The sequence below is a fragment of the Streptomyces sp. NPDC015032 genome, from assembly GCF_043080425.1.
In the GTDB taxonomy this organism is placed as follows: Bacteria; Actinomycetota; Actinomycetes; order Streptomycetales; family Streptomycetaceae; genus Streptomyces.
The window spans coordinates 24,656-42,032 of the sequence record NZ_JBIBVN010000019.1 but is presented as its reverse complement, the minus strand read 5'-3'; the positions used below and the strand labels follow the sequence as shown (position 1 = coordinate 42,032).

Annotated in this window: 18 protein-coding genes; 10 read left to right on the top strand and 8 right to left on the bottom strand. The window is 67.5% G+C overall.

Annotation, left to right across the window (positions count from 1 at the left end):
- Positions 1-115: 115 nt before the first annotated feature.
- Both ACF08M_RS24750 and ACF08M_RS24745 read left to right on the top strand, forming a co-directional pair.
- Positions 116-637 (top strand): hypothetical protein, encoded by a 522-nt coding sequence (locus tag ACF08M_RS24750; protein ID WP_392187460.1) that lies wholly within the window; start codon positions 116-118, stop codon positions 635-637.
- Positions 638-778: 141 nt separating this feature from the next.
- Positions 779-1,600 (top strand): SAM-dependent methyltransferase, encoded by an 822-nt coding sequence (locus ACF08M_RS24745; protein ID WP_392187540.1) that lies wholly within the window; start codon positions 779-781, stop codon positions 1,598-1,600.
- Between the two features lie 11 nt (positions 1,601-1,611).
- Here the strand turns inward: ACF08M_RS24745 and ACF08M_RS24740 are convergent, their stop codons facing one another.
- Together ACF08M_RS24740 and ACF08M_RS24735 are read right to left on the bottom strand one after the other, a co-directional pair.
- On the bottom strand, positions 1,612-2,544 hold the full coding sequence (locus tag ACF08M_RS24740; protein ID WP_392187459.1) for a helix-turn-helix domain-containing protein: 933 nt from the start codon (positions 2,542-2,544) through the stop codon (positions 1,612-1,614).
- A gap of 90 nt (positions 2,545-2,634) precedes the next feature.
- Complete coding sequence (locus tag ACF08M_RS24735) at positions 2,635-2,865, bottom strand: DUF397 domain-containing protein (RefSeq protein ID WP_392187539.1); 231 nt, start codon at positions 2,863-2,865, stop codon at positions 2,635-2,637.
- 184 nt (positions 2,866-3,049) lie between these two features.
- On the opposite strand from ACF08M_RS24735, the gene ACF08M_RS24730 reads away from it, so the two are divergent.
- The 3 genes from ACF08M_RS24730 to ACF08M_RS24720 all read left to right on the top strand — a co-directional run bounded on the left by ACF08M_RS24730 (position 3,050) and on the right by ACF08M_RS24720 (position 5,452).
- A complete protein-coding gene (locus ACF08M_RS24730; RefSeq protein ID WP_392187458.1) occupies positions 3,050-3,586 on the top strand; it encodes an ATP-binding protein in 537 nt (178 codons plus the stop codon).
- 330 nt (positions 3,587-3,916) lie between these two features.
- On the top strand, positions 3,917-4,495 hold the full coding sequence (locus tag ACF08M_RS24725) for a fasciclin domain-containing protein (protein ID WP_392187457.1): 579 nt from the start codon (positions 3,917-3,919) through the stop codon (positions 4,493-4,495).
- A gap of 444 nt (positions 4,496-4,939) precedes the next feature.
- Positions 4,940-5,452 (top strand): DinB family protein, encoded by a 513-nt coding sequence (locus ACF08M_RS24720; RefSeq protein WP_392187456.1) that lies wholly within the window; start codon positions 4,940-4,942, stop codon positions 5,450-5,452.
- 607 nt (positions 5,453-6,059) lie between these two features.
- On the opposite strand, the gene ACF08M_RS24715 is transcribed toward ACF08M_RS24720, so the two are convergent.
- Complete coding sequence (locus ACF08M_RS24715) at positions 6,060-6,650, bottom strand: TetR/AcrR family transcriptional regulator (protein WP_392187455.1); 591 nt, start codon at positions 6,648-6,650, stop codon at positions 6,060-6,062.
- A 284-nt stretch (positions 6,651-6,934) separates the two neighbouring features.
- Between ACF08M_RS24715 and ACF08M_RS24710 the strand changes: the two genes are divergently transcribed.
- Complete coding sequence (locus tag ACF08M_RS24710) at positions 6,935-7,876, top strand: alpha/beta hydrolase family protein (protein WP_392187454.1); 942 nt, start codon at positions 6,935-6,937, stop codon at positions 7,874-7,876.
- Between the two features lie 128 nt (positions 7,877-8,004).
- Positions 8,005-8,187 carry a hypothetical protein gene (locus ACF08M_RS24705; protein ID WP_392187453.1) on the top strand — a complete coding sequence of 61 codons (183 nt, stop codon included), beginning with the start codon at positions 8,005-8,007 and terminating at the stop codon, positions 8,185-8,187.
- Between the two features lie 47 nt (positions 8,188-8,234).
- Here the strand turns inward: ACF08M_RS24705 and ACF08M_RS24700 are convergent, their stop codons facing one another.
- Positions 8,235-8,891 carry a TOPRIM nucleotidyl transferase/hydrolase domain-containing protein gene (locus ACF08M_RS24700; protein ID WP_392187452.1) on the bottom strand — a complete coding sequence of 219 codons (657 nt, stop codon included), beginning with the start codon at positions 8,889-8,891 and terminating at the stop codon, positions 8,235-8,237.
- Positions 8,892-9,168: 277 nt separating this feature from the next.
- Here ACF08M_RS24700 and ACF08M_RS24695 point away from each other — a divergent pair, with 277 nt between their 5' ends.
- The gene (locus tag ACF08M_RS24695) at positions 9,169-9,579 is read left to right on the top strand and encodes a RidA family protein (RefSeq protein ID WP_392187451.1); all 411 of its coding nucleotides are present in this window, start codon (positions 9,169-9,171) and stop codon (positions 9,577-9,579) included.
- A 167-nt stretch (positions 9,580-9,746) separates the two neighbouring features.
- On the top strand, positions 9,747-9,965 hold the full coding sequence (locus tag ACF08M_RS24690) for a transposase (protein ID WP_392187450.1): 219 nt from the start codon (positions 9,747-9,749) through the stop codon (positions 9,963-9,965).
- Positions 9,966-9,974: 9 nt separating this feature from the next.
- On the opposite strand, the gene ACF08M_RS24685 is transcribed toward ACF08M_RS24690, so the two are convergent.
- The gene (locus tag ACF08M_RS24685; RefSeq protein ID WP_392187538.1) at positions 9,975-10,517 is read right to left on the bottom strand and encodes a DNA glycosylase AlkZ-like family protein; all 543 of its coding nucleotides are present in this window, start codon (positions 10,515-10,517) and stop codon (positions 9,975-9,977) included.
- 35 nt (positions 10,518-10,552) lie between these two features.
- Positions 10,553-11,542, bottom strand: a complete 990-nt coding sequence (locus ACF08M_RS24680) for a zinc-binding dehydrogenase (RefSeq protein WP_392187449.1) — start codon at positions 11,540-11,542, stop codon at positions 10,553-10,555.
- A 91-nt stretch (positions 11,543-11,633) separates the two neighbouring features.
- Here ACF08M_RS24680 and ACF08M_RS24675 point away from each other — a divergent pair, with 91 nt between their 5' ends.
- Positions 11,634-12,605 carry a helix-turn-helix transcriptional regulator gene (locus ACF08M_RS24675; protein ID WP_392187448.1) on the top strand — a complete coding sequence of 324 codons (972 nt, stop codon included), beginning with the start codon at positions 11,634-11,636 and terminating at the stop codon, positions 12,603-12,605.
- A gap of 253 nt (positions 12,606-12,858) precedes the next feature.
- On the opposite strand, the gene ACF08M_RS24670 is transcribed toward ACF08M_RS24675, so the two are convergent.
- Positions 12,859-13,506 (bottom strand): hypothetical protein, encoded by a 648-nt coding sequence (locus ACF08M_RS24670; RefSeq protein WP_392187447.1) that lies wholly within the window; start codon positions 13,504-13,506, stop codon positions 12,859-12,861.
- A gap of 156 nt (positions 13,507-13,662) precedes the next feature.
- The gene (gene dnaE / locus ACF08M_RS24665; RefSeq protein WP_392187446.1) at positions 13,663-17,259 is read right to left on the bottom strand and encodes a DNA polymerase III subunit alpha; all 3,597 of its coding nucleotides are present in this window, start codon (positions 17,257-17,259) and stop codon (positions 13,663-13,665) included.
- Positions 17,260-17,377: the final 118 nt, after the last annotated feature.

Below are 17,377 nucleotides of genomic sequence, written 5' to 3'. Positions count from 1 at the left end.
GACGTCCCTCCGCCTTGCGATGCACCGCATATGACGCCGCGCGCTGATCCACCAGGGATTGAGGGACAGCCCTTGGCCGCCGATCCGACAGTAAGCTGATGGCGGGATCGCCGAGATGACGACGAGACACCGTTCCCTACCTCTCCGGGCCGACGGCTGCCCGCGCACTGCCCGTTGTGCAGTCGGCAACCAGGCCGCGGTGATGGCGTTCCACGCGTTCCGCGCCCTCTACAAGGAGAGTTACCTCGCCTACGCGACCGCTCGCCTGGGATCCCGCCGGTTGGCCGAAGAGGCAGTCGAGGACACCCTGACCGCACTCGCGGTCAACTGGTCCAGCGTTCTGGGCTGTTCACATCCGGCTGCCGTGGCCTGGCAGCTGCTCTGCGAGCACGTGGACCACGCGGGCAAGGACACGCCGCTGCCGCCGCCCTGCTGTTGCCGCCACCGCTGCGTCGCCGACGCACTCGTGCTGTGCGTCCAGCTGGAGATGGACAGCGCAATGGCTGCGGAACTCATGGGACTTGCGCACAGCGAGTTCCTCGCGGCCCTCCGAGGAGCGAACGAGCCGGGATTCGGCCGGTGCCCCTGCAGCCCACCAGGACGGCGCGAAGCGGGACAGCCGCCTTACGCGCGCTGACTCCGCTTCCCCCGAGCCCCGGAGGCACTCCGCGCGCCTCCTTGTCAGCCGCTCGCGGTCTCGTGCCCGAGCTGAAATCCCACTAGGCTTTCCACCTCCGAGCGGGCCGGCCGGGGCCGCGCTGTGACTGTCGGGGGACGCATGCGGGCCGAGGGCGAACTTCCATACGGAGTCGATGTCCGGACACCGAGCGTCGCGCGGATGTACGACCATCTGCTGGACGGCAAGGACAACTTCGCGGCCGACCGTACCGCCTGCGCCCACCTCCTGCGGCAGGTGCCGAGTATGAAGGCACTTGCCCTCAACAACCGTGCTTTTCTCCAGCGAGTGGTGGGTGTGCTGGCCAAGGACTATGGGATCAGGCAGTTCATCGATCACGGGTCCGGGCTGCCCACCCAGGACAACGTGCATCAGATCGCCCAACGCGTCGACAACCGTTCGCGCGTCGTGTACGTGGACACCGATCCGATCGTGCGGAGCGTGGGCGGCGCACTGCTGGAAACCAATGACCGCACCGCGGTCCTCCAGGCGGACATGCGGAACACCGACATGATCCTCGACAGTCCGCAGGTGGGCCGTCTGATCAATTTCAGTGAACCCGTTGCGGCACTGTTCGTGTCCGTGCTGCATTGCATCCCGGACGAGGATCGCCCCCTGGACCTGATCAGGAACGTCAAAGCCCGGCTTCCCAGCGGTAGTGTGGTGGTCATCTGTCAGCTCGTCAGCGAGAGCCCTGAGGTCCGTGACGGCGTCTCCGACTTCATGGTCAGGGAGACTCACGGACACTGGGGCCGAGTCCGCACACGAGCCGACGTCAGAACCTATTTCGAGAACAACGACCTCACCGTCCTGGACCCCGGCCTCGTCGAAGTGTCTCAGTGGCGGCCCGACCGGGCGGCAACCGCCCCGCCACAGCTCAGTTTCGAGTGGGAAGAGTTCGGCGGAGTCGGCCTGGTGTCCTGACCGGCCGTCGGTCAGGGCCGGTTGCGGGCGAGTTCATCTCGCCGGTCCTCCAGCAGGGTCAGGGTCTGCTCGGCAGGATTGGCCATCGCGGACAGACCATTGATGCGGGATCGGTAGCGCTCCGCCTCGCCCTCGCCCTCGACACACCGCGCATTCTCACTCTGTTCCAAGTACACGAAGTCGGTAAGGAGCGCGTCGGCGAACCTCAGATGGACGATCGGATGCCCCACTGCTCCCATCGTCCCGATGGCCAGCGGTGCGATATGCAACTTGATCCGATGCCGCAGATTCCCCTGGAGAATGCCGATCAAGTGCTCGATCTGCCGGTACATCACTCCGGGGCTGCCCACGGGGCGGCGCAGCACGTCCTCGTCCATGACCGCGACCAGGACCGGCGGCTCCTGAGACCGCTCGAACAGGGACAACCGGCTCGCCCGGGCCCGCGCCCTCGCCTCGATCTCGTGCTGATCCGCGTCGGGGAACCCGGCCCGGATCACAAGCTGGGCGTACTCTTCCGTCTGCAGCCAGCCCGGGACCAGCTGCGGCTCGTAGGACATGATCCGCTGGGCCGCCGGCTCCAATGCGAGCAGCGGCTGTACCCACCGCGCGACGTAGGAGCCGTACGCTTCCCAGGCATCCGGGCGCTCACCCTCGGCCGCGACCGACAGCGCGTGGGAGACCTCTCCTTCGTCGGCCACACCGCATACCCGCAGCAGGGCGGCAGTGTGATGCCCGGTGTTCTCCGTCCGATCCCCGCTCTCCAACCGGCTCACCGTCGACCCCGACGTACCGATGTGCCGTGCCGCGGCCTTGCCGGTGATCCCGCGACTGTTGCGGCAGCGCCGCAGGTGCTCACCCAGAGCCCTGCGATGCGCTGCCGCCCCGAGATACGGACGTGGCTGGAACCCTCGTATCGACGGAATCCCCGTGTGCTGGCCAGCCATGCCGAAACCTCCCCTGGGCCGGTGCCTGAGGCGACAGTATGTCAGCGCATTCAGCCAGGGACAGCCAATAGTCAGAGTCTGACTGTACGTCTACAAAACAAAGTCGAAATCACCTTCCTTCACGCCCAGCAGGAAGGCCTCTGCCTCGGCAGGTGTGTAAACCAGCGCGGGACCCTTCGGGAACCGCGAGTTCCGTACTGCCATTCCTCCATCCTCCAGACGGGCGATCTCGACGCAGTTCCCCGCCGCGTTGCTCCGAGCACTCTTCCGCCACACCGCACCCGCAATCTCGTCGGCACTGAAACCATTGACCTGCATCATCGCGACCACTCCGATTTCTGACGATCACGCACCCCGTCCCCGTGCCACCGCGAAAACAGAACAGCCGTACGAAAGGATGCGTGCTGAAATTTCAGCTGTACTTGCAGGAACGAGCATTAACGCCCTGAGTAGCGGGACAAAATTCGGTGAGCGCATCGCACGCGCCCACGACGGGGAGACGAATATGCCTGAGACGCACAGCAAGCACAGCGGCAAACAGGCTCCACGCAGCCACCAGTTGCCCGGAACCGCCGGCCTCGCCCCGCATCTCGGCCTCGGCGCGCCTCCCTTCGCAGCACACCGCATCCAGAACTCCACCTCCTGCCTGAAGGAAGCCCGGCGGTTCACCGCAGAGGTGTTGCACCGCTGGCACCTGGACCCCGTCCGCGAGGACGCCGTCCAGATCGCTTCCGAACTCGTCGCCAACGCCGTACGTCACGGCCGCCGCCGCACACCACTGCCCGACGGGAACACGCCGGCCGTCTGGCTCGCACTCACCCGACGTCCTCACACACTGCTGTGCATCGTCTATGACCCGAGCCCACGGCGACCGCACCTCGCCCTGCCCGCACCCCTGTCCGAACGCTACCGCGGTCTCCCCATCGTCAGAGCCCTGAGCGAGGACTGGGGATGGAAACCGTCCGGCCACACCGGAAAAGCCGTATGGGCCCGCGTCCCCCTCCAGCCGTCAGGGTCGGCGAGGAGGAAGACCGGGCCGTAGTGCGAAGCGTGCTGCAGAGCGGTGGCGAGGACGCCGCGTGCGTAGCCGCGCCGGAGGCGAGTGTCGGCAGTGACGATCTCCTCGATCTGCGTGACCCCCGGGTTGGGGCGAGGTAGACGTCGACTTCGCATGGGGTGGGCGAGTGGCTTAACCAGCCGATCGTCTTCGGGGTGCGCTTTCCGCCGGGTGATGTCTAGGCTGGTTTCGGTGGCCCACGAGGCACGCCGGAGCGGTGCAGACGACACCCCGGCCAGATCGGCCACACTCCTTGTCCGACGGGGAGCGCCATCGACGCCTCACGGACCTCTCCTAGAGGGAAGAGGAATCGGTATGAGTTCACGTCGCATCCGAACAAGCGCCGCAGCGATCACCGCTGTGGTGGCCCTCCCGCTCTCGCTCGGCGCGTTCGCCCCGCAAGCATTCGCGGATACGCCGAGCCCGTTCGGTCCGGGGTGCTCCGCGTTGCCGCACAGCGGCAAGGGCAGCGTCACCGGCATGTCCAAGGAACGCGTCGCCACCGCAGCGGCCAACAACCCGAAACTGACCAAGCTGGCACTTGCCTGGAAGGACGCCGGGCTCACCACCAAGCTCAATGATGCGAAGCACATCACGGTCTTCGCCCCCACGAACGCGGCGTTCGAAAAGATTTCCAAGAAGCAGCTTGCCAGTCTTCTCAAGGACAAGGGGCAGCTGAAGAAGGTCCTGACCTACCACGTCGTGGACAAGACCATCACCCCCAGTGAGCTTCCCCACGGCAGCTTCAAGACGCTGGAAGGTTCCAAGCTCAAGACCTCCGGGTCGGGCACGTCATTCAAGGTCAACGACACCGCCAAGATCGTCTGCGGGGACATCAAGACCGCCAACGCCACTGTCTACCTCGTCGACACGGTCCTCAAGCCGCCGTCCTAGGTATGAGCTACTCCAGGTTGCGGTGGGCCAGCGGGTGTGTGGTCCCGCTTCCCCGGGAGGCGGGATCCATCAGCCCAGGCGGCCGAGCTCGGTGCCCGGCGACGGTGCGTGCAGGTACGGATGCCGTCCGCGCGGATGCCGACCACGAGGAGAGCGCGGGCTGGTCCGTGGGCGCTGAGGCGATCTGGTCCGCCCGCGCCGCTCCCTCGACCCCGACGCAGCCCCGGACCCACTCCCGACCCACATGTCCTGGGACCTGTTGCGCCGGTGCCCGGAGGCGTCGGCTGCGGCCTTGGACGATTCCCCGACGGTGGTCCTCTGGCACTTCCAACTCGACGGCACCGGGAAGGGCTGAGGGGCGATCCGCACCCGGGATCCGGTAACTGTTGCCCTGTTGTGAGGCCGTGCTTGCCGACGGCTTCGACTGCTGGTGACAATTGACCGGTGAGTATCATCGAACGATTTCTGCCGCCCTTGAACACTGACGAGCGCACCACGCTCGAAAGCTGGCTCGACTTTCACCGCACCACACTCGCCATGAAGTGCGAGGGTCTGGACGACGAGCAGGCCGCCGTCGCGTCCGTGCCACCGTCCGGCTTCACTTTGACCGGCCTCGTCCAGCACATGGCGGAGGTGGAGCGAAACTGGTTCCGCCGAGTGTTCGCCGGAGAGCAGACCCCGCCCATCTACGACCCGCAGGCCGACCCGCGTGGCCCCGACGGCGGCTTCGAAGTGGCCGAGGGCGCCACCTTGCGCGACGCTCTCACCACCTGGCACGCGGAGATCGCCCGTGCCCGCGAGCACTGCGACGGTCGTGCTCTGTCCGATACTGGCCGCTTCATGGAGCAGGACGTCAGTCTCCGCTGGATCTACGTTCACATGATCGAGGAGTATGCCCGCCACAACGGCCACGCCGACCTGCTCCGGGAACGCATCGACGGCACCACCGGCGTATAGGGGGCATGCCCCGGATACGTCAGAAACCCGCCACGGGTGATCGTGATGCCGGGACAGCTCCTTACGCCTTGGCGTCTGGCGTGAGGATGCGGGCCGGACGGGGCGGGGGATGTCGTCGGCGGAGTGGAGGACGGCGAAGTCGCGCGGGCCGCCTCGACGGCTTCGGGGGCGTACATCCCGGGCAGGGGACCGGCGAGCATGAGAGGGACCGGGGTGCCGGGCCACCACCGCCGGCCGGGCCCGCGGTCGGCGGGGGTGGTACGCGCAGGGGCTCGGCGAGCCGGGGCACCTTGGTGCAGCGGCCGGTGTGGTGGGTGCCGGCGACCGCGCCGGAGCGCGAGCGGCACGGCGAACCGGGGTCGGCCCCGCAGCGGGGCCACGGGTGCCGCTCGACACCATCGGTGTCGCTCGGGGAAGCCTCTTGAGAGACCGTCATACCCCCGGGCGCTGTCGCAAAAGATTCTCAGAAGTACCCAGAACCCGCCTTGGGGTGCGAACGAGTTCCGCGAACCCCGCTTCTGCCTCGCGCTCTCCGTGTGGCCCTTTTGGGTCTTGTTCGGGCAAAGGACCGTTTATGCGAGGGCTCTGTCATTGGTGAGCGCCACGGTCAGTGCGGTTCACGGAGTCCTGCGACGAGGAGCGCGACCAGCCGGCGCGCATCGTAGCGGGGGTCGCTGTCGGCGCCGATGCAGAGGTTTCCGATGCCGCGCATGAGTTGGTAGGCGTCGAGGTTGGAGCGGATCTCGCCGGAGGCGGCGGCAGCGTCGAGGAGTTGGGTGCATACCGGCAGGAGGCGGTCGAGGAAGTAGGTGTGCAGCGTCTCGAAGCCAGTGCCTTCCCCCTGCATTGCGGCGGCCAGGCCGTGCTTGGTGACCAGGAAGTCGACGAAGAGGTCGACCCACCGCCCCAGGGCAGCATGGGGTGTCGGGCTGGTGGACAGTAGGGCTGGGCCGGCCTCGGCGCAGGCGTCGACCTGGTGGCGGTAGACGGCGATGACGAGGTTCGCCCGGGTGGGGAAGTGGCGGTAGATCGTGCCCGTCCCAACCCCGGCCTTGGCCGCGATGTCGCGTACTGGCGCTTCCACACCCGAGGTGACGAAGACCGCCGCAGCCGCGTCCAGCAGGGTCTGCTGGTTGCGCCGGGCGTCCTTGCGCTTGGACCTGGCCGAACTTCCCGCGCCCTGGTCGTTGTCGTTCACCGTGACTTCCTTCCCTGGTGTTGCAAAGCGGAACGGCGTTCCGTATCGTAATCGGAACAAGGTTCCGTTTCATTTATGATGGCAGACCGGGGGGCGGCCGACCAGACCGCTGCCGCGTCTCCACTCCAGCCTCGGACGGAGGAGCGCGCGACCGTCGACACCTGGCGTTGATGCGGCTGCGTATGAGAAACGCTCACCGCTCCCCGCCCGGCCCGGTCCGTGGCGCCACCGACTGCCGACCCCACTGCACCAAGACTGCGAAGACCCGAACGGAAGGCACTGCCATGTCCGAATCGAACACCACGGACGCACAGAAGACTGCAGGTGCGACCACTCTGGTGGTATCCGCGAAACCGGTCGTCCTGCCCGCCCCGGACCGCGGCGAGGACCTCCAGGTCCGCGTGTCCGCCCCCGCGACCGGCAGCGATCTGCCCGTCATCGTCTTCTCCCACGGCTTCGGCTGGTCGATGAACGGCTACGCCCCACTGGCGGACTTCTGGGCCGCCCACGGCTTCGTGGTCCTGCAGCCCACCCACCTCGACTCCAGGACGCTCGGCCTCCCCGCCGAGGATCCCCGTACGCCGCGGATCTGGCGCTTCCGTATCGAGGACCTCAAGCGGGTGCTGGACGGACTCGACATTCTGGAAGCCTCCGTGCCAGACCTCGCCGGGCGCCTCGACCGCGATCGCATCGCCGTGGCAGGCCACTCCTGGGGAGCCCAGACGGCGAGCACACTGCTGGGCGCCCGCGTCCTCGACTCCGACGCCGTACCCGGCGAGGACATGTCCGACCCCCGCGTCAAGGCGGGTGTGCTGCTCGCCCTGACCGGCCTGGGCGACGACCTGACTCCGTTCGCCAGCGAGAACTTCCCGTTCATGAGGCCGTCCTTCGACACCATGACCACACCGGCTCTCATCGTCGCCGGGGACCACGACCAGTCCCACTTGTCCACGCGCGGGCCGGATTGGTTCACCGACCCCTACACCTGCAGCCCGGGAAACAAGAGCCTGCTCACGCTGTTCGAGGCCGAGCACTCGCTCGGAGGAATCCCTGGATACGAGGTCGCCGAGACGACGGATGAGAGTCCCGCCCGCGTCGCCCTGGTCCAGCGGCTCACCACGGCCTTCCTGCGCAGCGCTCTCTACCCAGAGGACACCAGCTGGAAGGCGGCGGCCGCCGCACTGGAGGATAAACCCGACCCGCTGGGGAAACTGCAGAGCAAGTAGGCGGCCCTCACCGGGTTCGGTCGCGTGCGGTCGAAGCCGCCGCCGTCATCGACTGAACGGGTGTTCTTACGTGTGGCTGGCGCCGTACAGACACAAGCCCGACGGGCCAGGGTGCGGAGTCGTTCATCGTGGTCGTCGAGGTCTGCCGACCCGAGCGAGCGGCCAACCGGGGCGGCTGCACGACCGACATGCTCGACGCCGTCCGGGCCGCCAAGGAGGCCCTGTCCACCGAGCACCTGATCCAGCCTCGCCTCCGTAGCGAACGTGAGGCGCTGCGGGTGCTGTTTGCCACCCGCCCTCCGATCCTCTGACAGGGGCCGGACGCAGGCACGGTGACGGCCTTGGCATCGCGGCCGTGTCAGACGTGCGCGAGGAGGCGCTCCAGTGGCCGGGGAACGCGATCGAGGTGCAGGTGCGCGACCAGCGCCTGCGCATAGAGCGCCTTGCGACCACTGTGCGTACCCATGAAACGCCGCAACTGGTGTTCCACGGGCCGCTCCCGCTGCGCCGGCTGGCCCTGGAAGGTATGAAAGGGGCGCATCTCGCCCTGCGCCTCGATCACCTGCTGCACGCCCTCGGCCCCGACCGCACGGATCAGCTCGTCCTCCAGGTCGGCGATGCACACGTGGAACCCGAGCGTCTCCAGTTCGGCGCGCGTGATGCCGGACCCGAGCCCGACCCGTTCAAGATGGCGCCGGAAATGCCGCTCCTCGCCGATGTCGCAGAGACCGGCCAGTGGGAGGTCGAGCGCCGGAGGACCGCACACGTCAAGGAAACGCCCGATGCTCGTCGCACCTCCGAGCGGCACTACCGCGACGCCCTCTGCACCGAGGTCGCGGCCGTAGCGCGTGGCCAGCGCTTCGAGCGCGACCTGATCGCTGCTCCCCTCGACGAGCACGATCATCCGCACGCCGCCGTCGGCCAGCTCCCGCGCCACCGCGGCGGCCGCGCCCGCCTCCGCTCCACCGGCCGCCCATGCGACCAGCGCCAGGCGGAATTGCCTCAACTCGTCCACGAGACCTCGCTTCCCAGCGCCATCCTGGCACGGCCGAGCTCCCGTACGCACGCACGTTTTCGGGGGGTGATGACTCAGCCGATCGGAGGAGGTGCCGATTCGGGTGAACGGCCGGTTTCGGGCGATCTCATCCGAGGGGGACGCACCCGCGCATCGACATCTTCGGCGACGGCACTCCGCTTTCTGACGTGCAAACAGGAACGCGTCGCGTCGACTGGTCGCGCGACGGAGGGAAACCCCGATGCGTGATTGCAGCACACTGGTCAGACTTGTGGGTATGACAACGAAGATCACCCGCATCAACCCCGAGCAGTTGCATGAGACGCCCGGCTACCACCACATCACCTTGGTGGAAACCGGCCGAACGGCTTACCTGGCGGGGCAGTGCCCGCTCGATCGGAGCGGCTCCCTCGTCGGCCCGGGCTCCATCGAGGCTCAAGTTGATCAGGTCGTTGTGAACGCGCTCGCCGCTCTCACAGCGGCGGGCGCCCAGCCGCAGCATGTGGTGCGTTCGGTGATCTACGTGCGGAGCGACGACAGAGATGTCCTGGGCGCCGCCTGGCTTCGGTTCACCGCTTCCGCCCTCGGACCGGCATTCACCTCCGCCAGTACGCTCCTGGGCGTTGCACAGCTGGGTTTCACAGGACAGCTGGTCGAGCTGGATCTCACTGCGACGCTGCCTGACTGAGCCGATTCCTCAGGCTTCGAGCGGCGTCTCGAACTGCTTCGCCCGCTTGGTCATGTGCCGGACGCCGAGGCTGCCTTCGTCTGATCGTGTGCTCAGACCGGGGCGCAGATGACCACGACGATGGCCGTGGGGGAGAGTTTGCTGCCTGATGCCGTCCGGAGAGAGAGTTGTTCGCCGAAGTATCCCACTTCCGGGGCGAGTTCTACGAGTGTGCGACCGCCCGGCGCGATGAACCGTTTGAACTCTGGGACGCCGTGGCGCGCACGGAAAGGGCGGTGAAGTCCGCGATGAACCTGACGCTGCTGCCGGAGCACCGTCGCGGACATGGAGCGATGTACGACGGGCTCGATCACGGCCGGATCGACATTGGGCACTCTGCGTCGTGAAGTTGCTGGTCACGGGTCTGGTGTGCGCGGGGTTCGGGACGCTGGTGCTGGTCGTGGGCGGGTGACTTCGGTGGAGATCGTCGGTCCTCGGGAGACTTCGCGGTTCGTGAGGACGCAGAGCCCTGACCAGGGGAGTCGCCCACTTCGGGTCGGTGCGGACTTTGCCGAGCACGCGCCAGGTCTTGAGGTGGCCGAAGTCGTGCTCGACCGTCGCCCGGACGGCCGCGAGGGCCTCGACCACCAAGGACGCCGCGTCCAGGCCCGTGCTGTTCCGGGTGAAGTGGGGCGAGCCGGCCGTGCGGGCTGCAGCAGCGGCCGCAGCCGACGGAAGTCGTCGGCCGCGGCGAGGTGCTGGGTACTGCGGAGCAGACCGGAGCGGACCACTTGCCGGTCCTCCAGCAGCGCGGTGAGCTCGGGCTGCGTGAAGGAGTGGATCCTGCTCCACAGCCCGACGTAGGCCCAGTTGGGCTCCTGTGCCTGCAGTGCAACCAGTCGACCGATCACCTCCAACGGGGTGCGATCGGTGCGCCCCAGCAGAAACTGGCGGCCCATCAGTGCTCGGTTCAGGGCCCGGAGGGAGAGTGTGGTCACGACAGCCGCACCGAGACATTGCCCTTGTAGGAACCCTGCAACAGGGAGAGGAACGCCTGCGGCACGTCCTCGATCCCACCCTCGACCACTGTCTGCGGGTAGACGAAGCGACCCTCGCCCAGCCAGCCTCTGAAGGCCTTGCGCCAGGCCGCGATCTGATCGGGCGTCTGGTAGCAGGAGAACGGCAGCAGTTCGACGCCCCTGGCCTCGGCCGCCGCGCGATCGGGCTGCGGAAAGCGCTGCGCCGCGTCACCGAGCTGGCTGGACAGTGAGCCGCAGAGGGCGAAGCGCGCTCCGGGCCGGGCCCTCTGAAGCGCGCCCTGGTACTGCTCGCCGCCCACGACGTCGAAGAAGACGGAGATGCCCTCGGGCGCGAGCTCCCGCAGCCAGTCGGCGGCAGAGCCGTCGTGGTAGTCGAAGGCGGCGTCGTAGCCGAGCTCGTTCACCAAGTAGTCGGCCTTCGCCAGGCTGCCGGCGCTGCCGATCACCCGCGCCGCGCCGAGGCACTTGGCGATCTGCCCGGCCAGCGAGCCAACCCCGCCCGCCGCGCCGGAGACGAAGACCACGTCGCCTTCGCCGACCGACGCTACCTCGGCCATCCCGTAGTAGGCGGTCGGTCCTTGGCCGAGGTAGTAGCCGGGGTCGGCGAAGAGCTCACGATTGAGCTTGAGGTACGAGTCGGCCGGGCCGGCCGAGTACTCGCTCCAGCCGGTCATCGACTGGACCAGGTCGCCGATCTCGAGTTCGGGGCTGTCGGATCGGACCACGGTGCCGATGGCGGCCACCCCCACTCGCTGCCCCGGCTGCCAGGCCGGGACCGGGATGGTGCAGTCGGCCCGCATCAGCTCCAGGTAGGTCGCGGCGAGCCCGATCTGGTCGGTGCGTACCAGAACCTCGCCGTCCACCTCGGTCTTGGCGACGGTGAAATGGTCGAGTGTGGGGGCGCCGGTGATCTGGGCAATCAGCTGGATCTCACGGGCGATCATTTTCCGTCCTTACCTCGGGTGTGGCCGTCGAGATCGACTCTAGGGAGGCTTCCGGTCACTTTCTGACCGGAAGTCGAGGCAGGATGTCGGCATGGCGAACACCAGCTCACGGACCCTCAGACTGCTCTCGCTGCTGCAGACCCACCGGCACTGGTCCGGCCTGGAACTGGCCGACCGGCTCGGGGTCTCCGAGCGGACGCTGCGCCGCGATATCGAGCGGCTGCGCGAACTCGGCTACCCGGTCGGCGCGGCCCGGGGCACCGACGGCGGCTACCAGCTCGCGCCCGGCGCCGTCCTGCCGCCGCTGCTGCTGGACGACGAGGAGGCGGTGGCGCTCGCGGTGGGCGTCGGCGACGCGGCGCAGAGCGGGATCGCGGGTATGGAGGAGGCGTCTTTGCGCGCACTCACGAAGGTGGTGCGGGTCCTGCCGCCCCGGCTGCGGGCCAGAGTGGACGCCCTGCGGGCGATGACCCTCTCCGCTGTCGTGTCCGGGCCGGTCGTCCCGACGGGGGTGCTCACCGCGGTCGCCCAGGCTTGCCGGGACGAGGAGCGGCTGCGGTTCGACTACACGGCCAGGGGCTCCGCACTCACTGAGCGTGAGGTCGAGTCGCACCGCGTGGTCGTACTCGGCGGACGCTGGTACCTGGTGGCCTACGACCTGGGCCGGCACGACTGGCGCAGCTTCCGCCTCGACCGGCTGACCGAGCCGACGGCGACTGGCACGCGCTTCCGGCCGCGACTGCTACCGGCCGAGGACGCCGTGGCCTTCGTCCAGGCAGCGAGTGGGCCCCCGGCTCCGTACACGGTCGAGGTCCTTGTGCACGCGCCCTCCTCGCGGGTGCGGCGGGTGATCGGCCGCTGGGGCACGATCGAACCGCTCGATCAGGACAGCTGTCGGCTCACCATGACCTCGACCTCTCTCGACTGGCCGACTCAGGCACTGGGCAACGTGGGCTCCGAGTTCGAGGTCCTGGGGCCGCCGGAGTTCGCCGCGCACGTCCAGGAGTGGGGCGCCCGCTTCCTCCGGGCCACCCGCGCACCCGCACGACCTTCCTCACCGTGACACCGCGACGGTGGCGACATTCGCGGCAGCCGACGAGGAAGTGGAAAGAGGTTCTGCAGGCGCAGGAGGGCTTGAAAATCGGTCCCACAGCGGTTCGGTCAGCCATGAAGTACGGACACGCCGTCGCCGACCACGTCATCGAGACCGAAGATCTGCGCGGCATCCTTCCCCGCCTTCGCCGAGGCGCGTCACGGCAGGCAGAGGGAAGGGCCCGGACGATCCGTCCGGGCCCTTGTCGTGGACGGGATGGCGCTCAGTCGCCGGTGTTGGTGGCCCAGACGGGCCGGTTCGCGTTGTTGTAGACGACGACGTTTCCGTCGTCCTGGACGGCGAGGTATCGACCCTTGTGCCAGGTTCCGGCGGCCCAGAGGGCCTTGCCGGCCCGGTTGTAGACGACCAAGTTGCCGTCCTGCTGCATGACGAGTCGGTCGGCGTTGGGGTAGACGTTCGGGGCCTGCCAGACGGGACGGCTGTCCTTGTAGACGACGACGTTGCCGTCGCTCTGAACGCGCAGGATGGTACGGCCGTTGCCGGAGGTCCATGCCTGGTTCTTGCCGAGGGTGGCGGGCGGGTAGAAATGGGAGTCGCTGCGCAGGGCTTCTCGGGGCTGCGTGCTCTGGACGGTACGGCCGCTCTGCGCGGCGTCGGCGGCAGGAACGGCGGCCAGGACGGGCAGAGCTGCGAGGGCGAGCGCGGGAAAGCCGCGCCGCACGAGGTTCTTGATCACACCCGGATTTACGCAGCCCGAGCAGGCCTGCGCCAGTCCCCGAGCCACGAGCTCACCCGGCCGGTCCAGCGACTTCAGCACCGAAACGATACTGCTTACGCCAACCGCACCACCGACGCCCTCGAACGTGTTGAGCACGGTCGGCCGGTGCGTCCAGTCGGCAAGGGATCTCACGCAGGAGCCGGACCGGAGTCCTACGGTTCGCCAGATTGCCTGAGAACACGTCAGGTCACCGACGTCATGCGAGGAAGACGAACTCTCTTCCTGGTCGATCAGGTGCGTCACGAACGTCCTCCACCACATAGCCGTGCGAATCGCAGCGAGCCGGCATCACGCGAGGCCCTCCCACGCGTCGGCTCCGAAGGTGCCTTTCACATCGGAGGCGACGGTGGTGGCGTCCACCGTGGCTTGCAGGGCGTACACAGTCGTCTTGCGGGCACTGCGAACGCTGAGGCGGACCGGGCTGTCTCCCGGATGGTCCGCGAGGATGCGCTTGAGTTCCGAGACGGACTGTTCGGTGATCCGGTGGGCGGGGAGGGCGAGTTGCACGGGGGGTTTCCCGCCGTGCTCGGCGGAGGACACGTCCAGTACCGCGAGTTCTCTGCCGAAGATGTTCACGGTTCCGTCCCGGTCTTCGATCCTGCCCTTGACGGAGATGACGTTGTCCTCGGCCAGTGCATGCTGTACGAGCTGGTAGGCGGCGGGGAAGAAGAGGACCTCGATACCGGCATCACGGTCCGTGAGGTTCACGACGGCCCAGGCGTTGCCCTGTTTGGTCATCTTGAGCTGGATGCCGGTGATCAGTCCGGAGAGCTGTACGTCCCCGGCGGTGCGGCCGGAGGCGAGCAGTTCGGCGATGGAGCAGTCCCGCGCGCCGGAGAGGATGTGCTCGGCGCCGTCCAGCGGGTGGGCGGAGACGTAGAGGCCGAGCATGTCGCGCTCGGTTGCCAGGAGCTGTCTGCGGGGCCACTCCGAGGCATCGATGGGGAAGTCGAGGCCGAAGGCCGGTTCGCCGTTTCCTTCGGCGCCCAGGTCGGCGAAGAGATCGTCCTGCCCGAAGCATGCCGCTTTCTTCACGGGGATGATCGCGTCGATGGCGGCCTCGTGGATAGCGGTGAGGCCCTTACGCGAATGCTCCAGGGAGTCGAAGGTGCCGGCCTTGATCAGGGATTCCACAGCTCGCTTGTTCAGTGCGGGCAGGTCGGCCTTGTCGAGGAAGTCGGAGAAGGAAGTGAATTTCCCTTTTCGGCGGCGGGCGTCGACGACGGCCTCGATGACGTTGTCGCCGACGTTGCGTACGGACCGCAGCCCGAACCGTACGTCGTCACCGACAGCGGTGAACTCCGCGACGGACTCGTTCACATCGGGCTGGAGGACCCGGACGCCGTTCTTTCGGGCATCGGCGAGGTAGACCGCGGCCTTGTCCTTGTCGTCGCCGACCGAGGTGAGCAGGGCGGCCATGTACTCGGCCGGATAGTTGGCCTTGAGGTAGGCGGTCCAGTACGAGACGAGGCCGTATCCGGCGGTGTGGGACTTGTTGAACGCGTAGCCGGAGAACGGGAGCATGACATCCCACAGGGCCTTGATGGCTTCCTCGCCGTAGCCGTTGCCCCGCATGCCGTCGTGGAACTTGTCCCACTCCGCGGCCAGCACCTCCGGTTTCTTCTTGCCCATCGCACGGCGCAGCAGGTCAGCGCCGCCGAGGGTGTACCCGGCCAGTTCCCGGGCGATGGCCATGATCTGCTCCTGGTAGACGAGCAGATGGAAGGTGTTGCCGAGGATCGGCTCCAGAGCATCGCGCAACTCGGGGTGGATCGGGGTGATCTCCTGGCGGCCGGTTTTGCGGTGCGCGTAGTTGGTGTGCGCGTTCGCCGCCATGGGACCGGGCCGGTAGAGCGCGTTGACCGCGGCGATGTCCTCGAACCGGGTGGGTTCCATCTGTTTCAGCAGTACGCGCATGCCGCCGCCGTCGAGCTGGAAGACACCGAACGTGTTGCCCTCGGCCAGCAGCCGGTACGTCCTGGCGTCGTCCAGAGGGATCACGACGGTGGACGGGTCGCCGTCCAGGGGATCTACGGTGGCCAGGCCGATGCCCCGGTTGTCGCGGATGTTCTCGATCGCCTGGTCGATGACCCCCAGGTTCCGTAGCCCCAGGAAGTCCATCTTGATCAGGCCCATGGCTTCGCAGGACGGATAGTCGAATCCAGTGATCTTCACGCCGTCCGAGGCACGCATGTGCAGGGGGATGCGGTCGGTGAGCTTCGTTTTGGACAGGATCACCGCCGCGGCGTGCACGCCGGTGCCGCGAGTGAGGCCCTCCACCCCGCGGGCCGTGTCGATGACCCGCCTCACCTCCTGCTCGTTCTCATACATCTGCCGGATCTCGGTGGCCTCGCCGTACCGCTCGTGGGAGGGATCGAAGACGGCAGCCAGCGGGGCGGACTTGCCGTTCTGGTCCGGCGGGAGTGCCTTGGTGATCCGTTCGCCGTGGGCATAGGGGTAGCCGAGGATGCGCGAGGAGTCCTTGATCGCGTTCTTGGCCTTGATCCTGCCGAACGTGTTCACCATGGCGGTGTACTCCCCGCCGTACTTCTCGGTGACATAGCGGACCATCCGGTCGCGCTGACGGTCGTCGAAGTCGAGGTCCACATCGGGCGGGTTGATGCGCTCGGGGTTCAGGAACCGTTCGAACAGCAGACCGTGCTCCAGGGGGCACAACTCGGTGATGCGGGTGGCGTAGGCGACGATGGAGCCCGTGGCCGAACCCCGGCCGGGACCGAGCGGGATTCTGTTCTCCCGGGCGTGGCGGCAGATGTCCGCCACGACGAGGAAGTAGGAGCTGAACCCCATGGGGCCGATGACCGACATCTCGGTCTCGAAGCGGTCCACGATGTGCTGGGGGACCGGGTCCCCGTAGCGCATCGCAAGCCCCTTGAGGACTTCCCGGCGAAGCCACGACTCCTGCGTTTCACCTTCGGGCACGTCCGGGAACCGCGGCATCTCGTCGACGTAGTCGAAGACCTCGTCGTAGGACTCGATGCGCTCGGCGATCAGCAGGGTGTTGTCGCAGGCTTCCGGCAGCTCCGAGAACAGGCTGCGCATCTCGGCGGCGCTCTTGAGGTAGTAGCCGGAGCCATTGAACCGGAAGCGGCCCGGGTCGTTTTTGTTCTTGCCGACACCGATGCACAGCAGGCTGTCGTGAGCGTCGGCCTGGTCCTCGGTGACGTAGTGCGCGTCATTGGTGGCCAGGAGGGGAATGTTCAGTTCCCTGGCCAGACGCAGCAGGCCCTCACGCACCTCGCGCTCGATGTCCAGGCCGTGGTCCATCAGCTCCAGGAAGTAGTTCTCGCGCCCGAAGATCTCCTGGTAGACCGCGGCAGCAGCCTTCGCCTCGTCATACTGGTTCAGCCGCATGCGGGTCTGGATCTCGCCGGAGGGGCAGCCAGTGGTGGCGATGATGCCGTCCGGTCGCTCAGCGATCAGATCCCGGTCCATGCGCGGCTTTCCGGCAGGGAACTGACCCTCACAGCTGGCCTGCGTGCTGAGCCGGAACAGGTTCCGCAGGCCCTGGCTGTTCCGCGCCCACATGGTCATGTGGGTGAAGCGGCCGCCACCGGAGACATCCTTCGACCCCTCACCGTCCGTGCTCCTGGCGCGACGGCCTCCCGGCCCCCAGAACTCCTGCTTCCGGGCGAACCGGGAGGAAGGTGCCACGTACGCCTCGATGCCGATGATCGGCCTGATCTCCTCGAAGCCCTTCGCGACCTGCGCGAACTCATAGGCGCCGAACATGTTGCCGTGATCGCTCATAGCGATCGCGGGCATCCCCTGCCGGGCCACCTCGTCAAACATCGGTTTCATCTTCTGCGCGCCGTCGAGCATGGAGTATTCGGTGTGATTGTGCAGGTGAACAAAGGAATCCGGCACGTGTGGTCGCCTCCAGGGTGAGTGGGAGGCCCCATCCCGCCCGAGACGCGATGGTGGCCTTGTCGGTGGCCGAGCGCACCGGCATCGGCAGATGGGCGGACGGCTCAGTCCGTCGCGG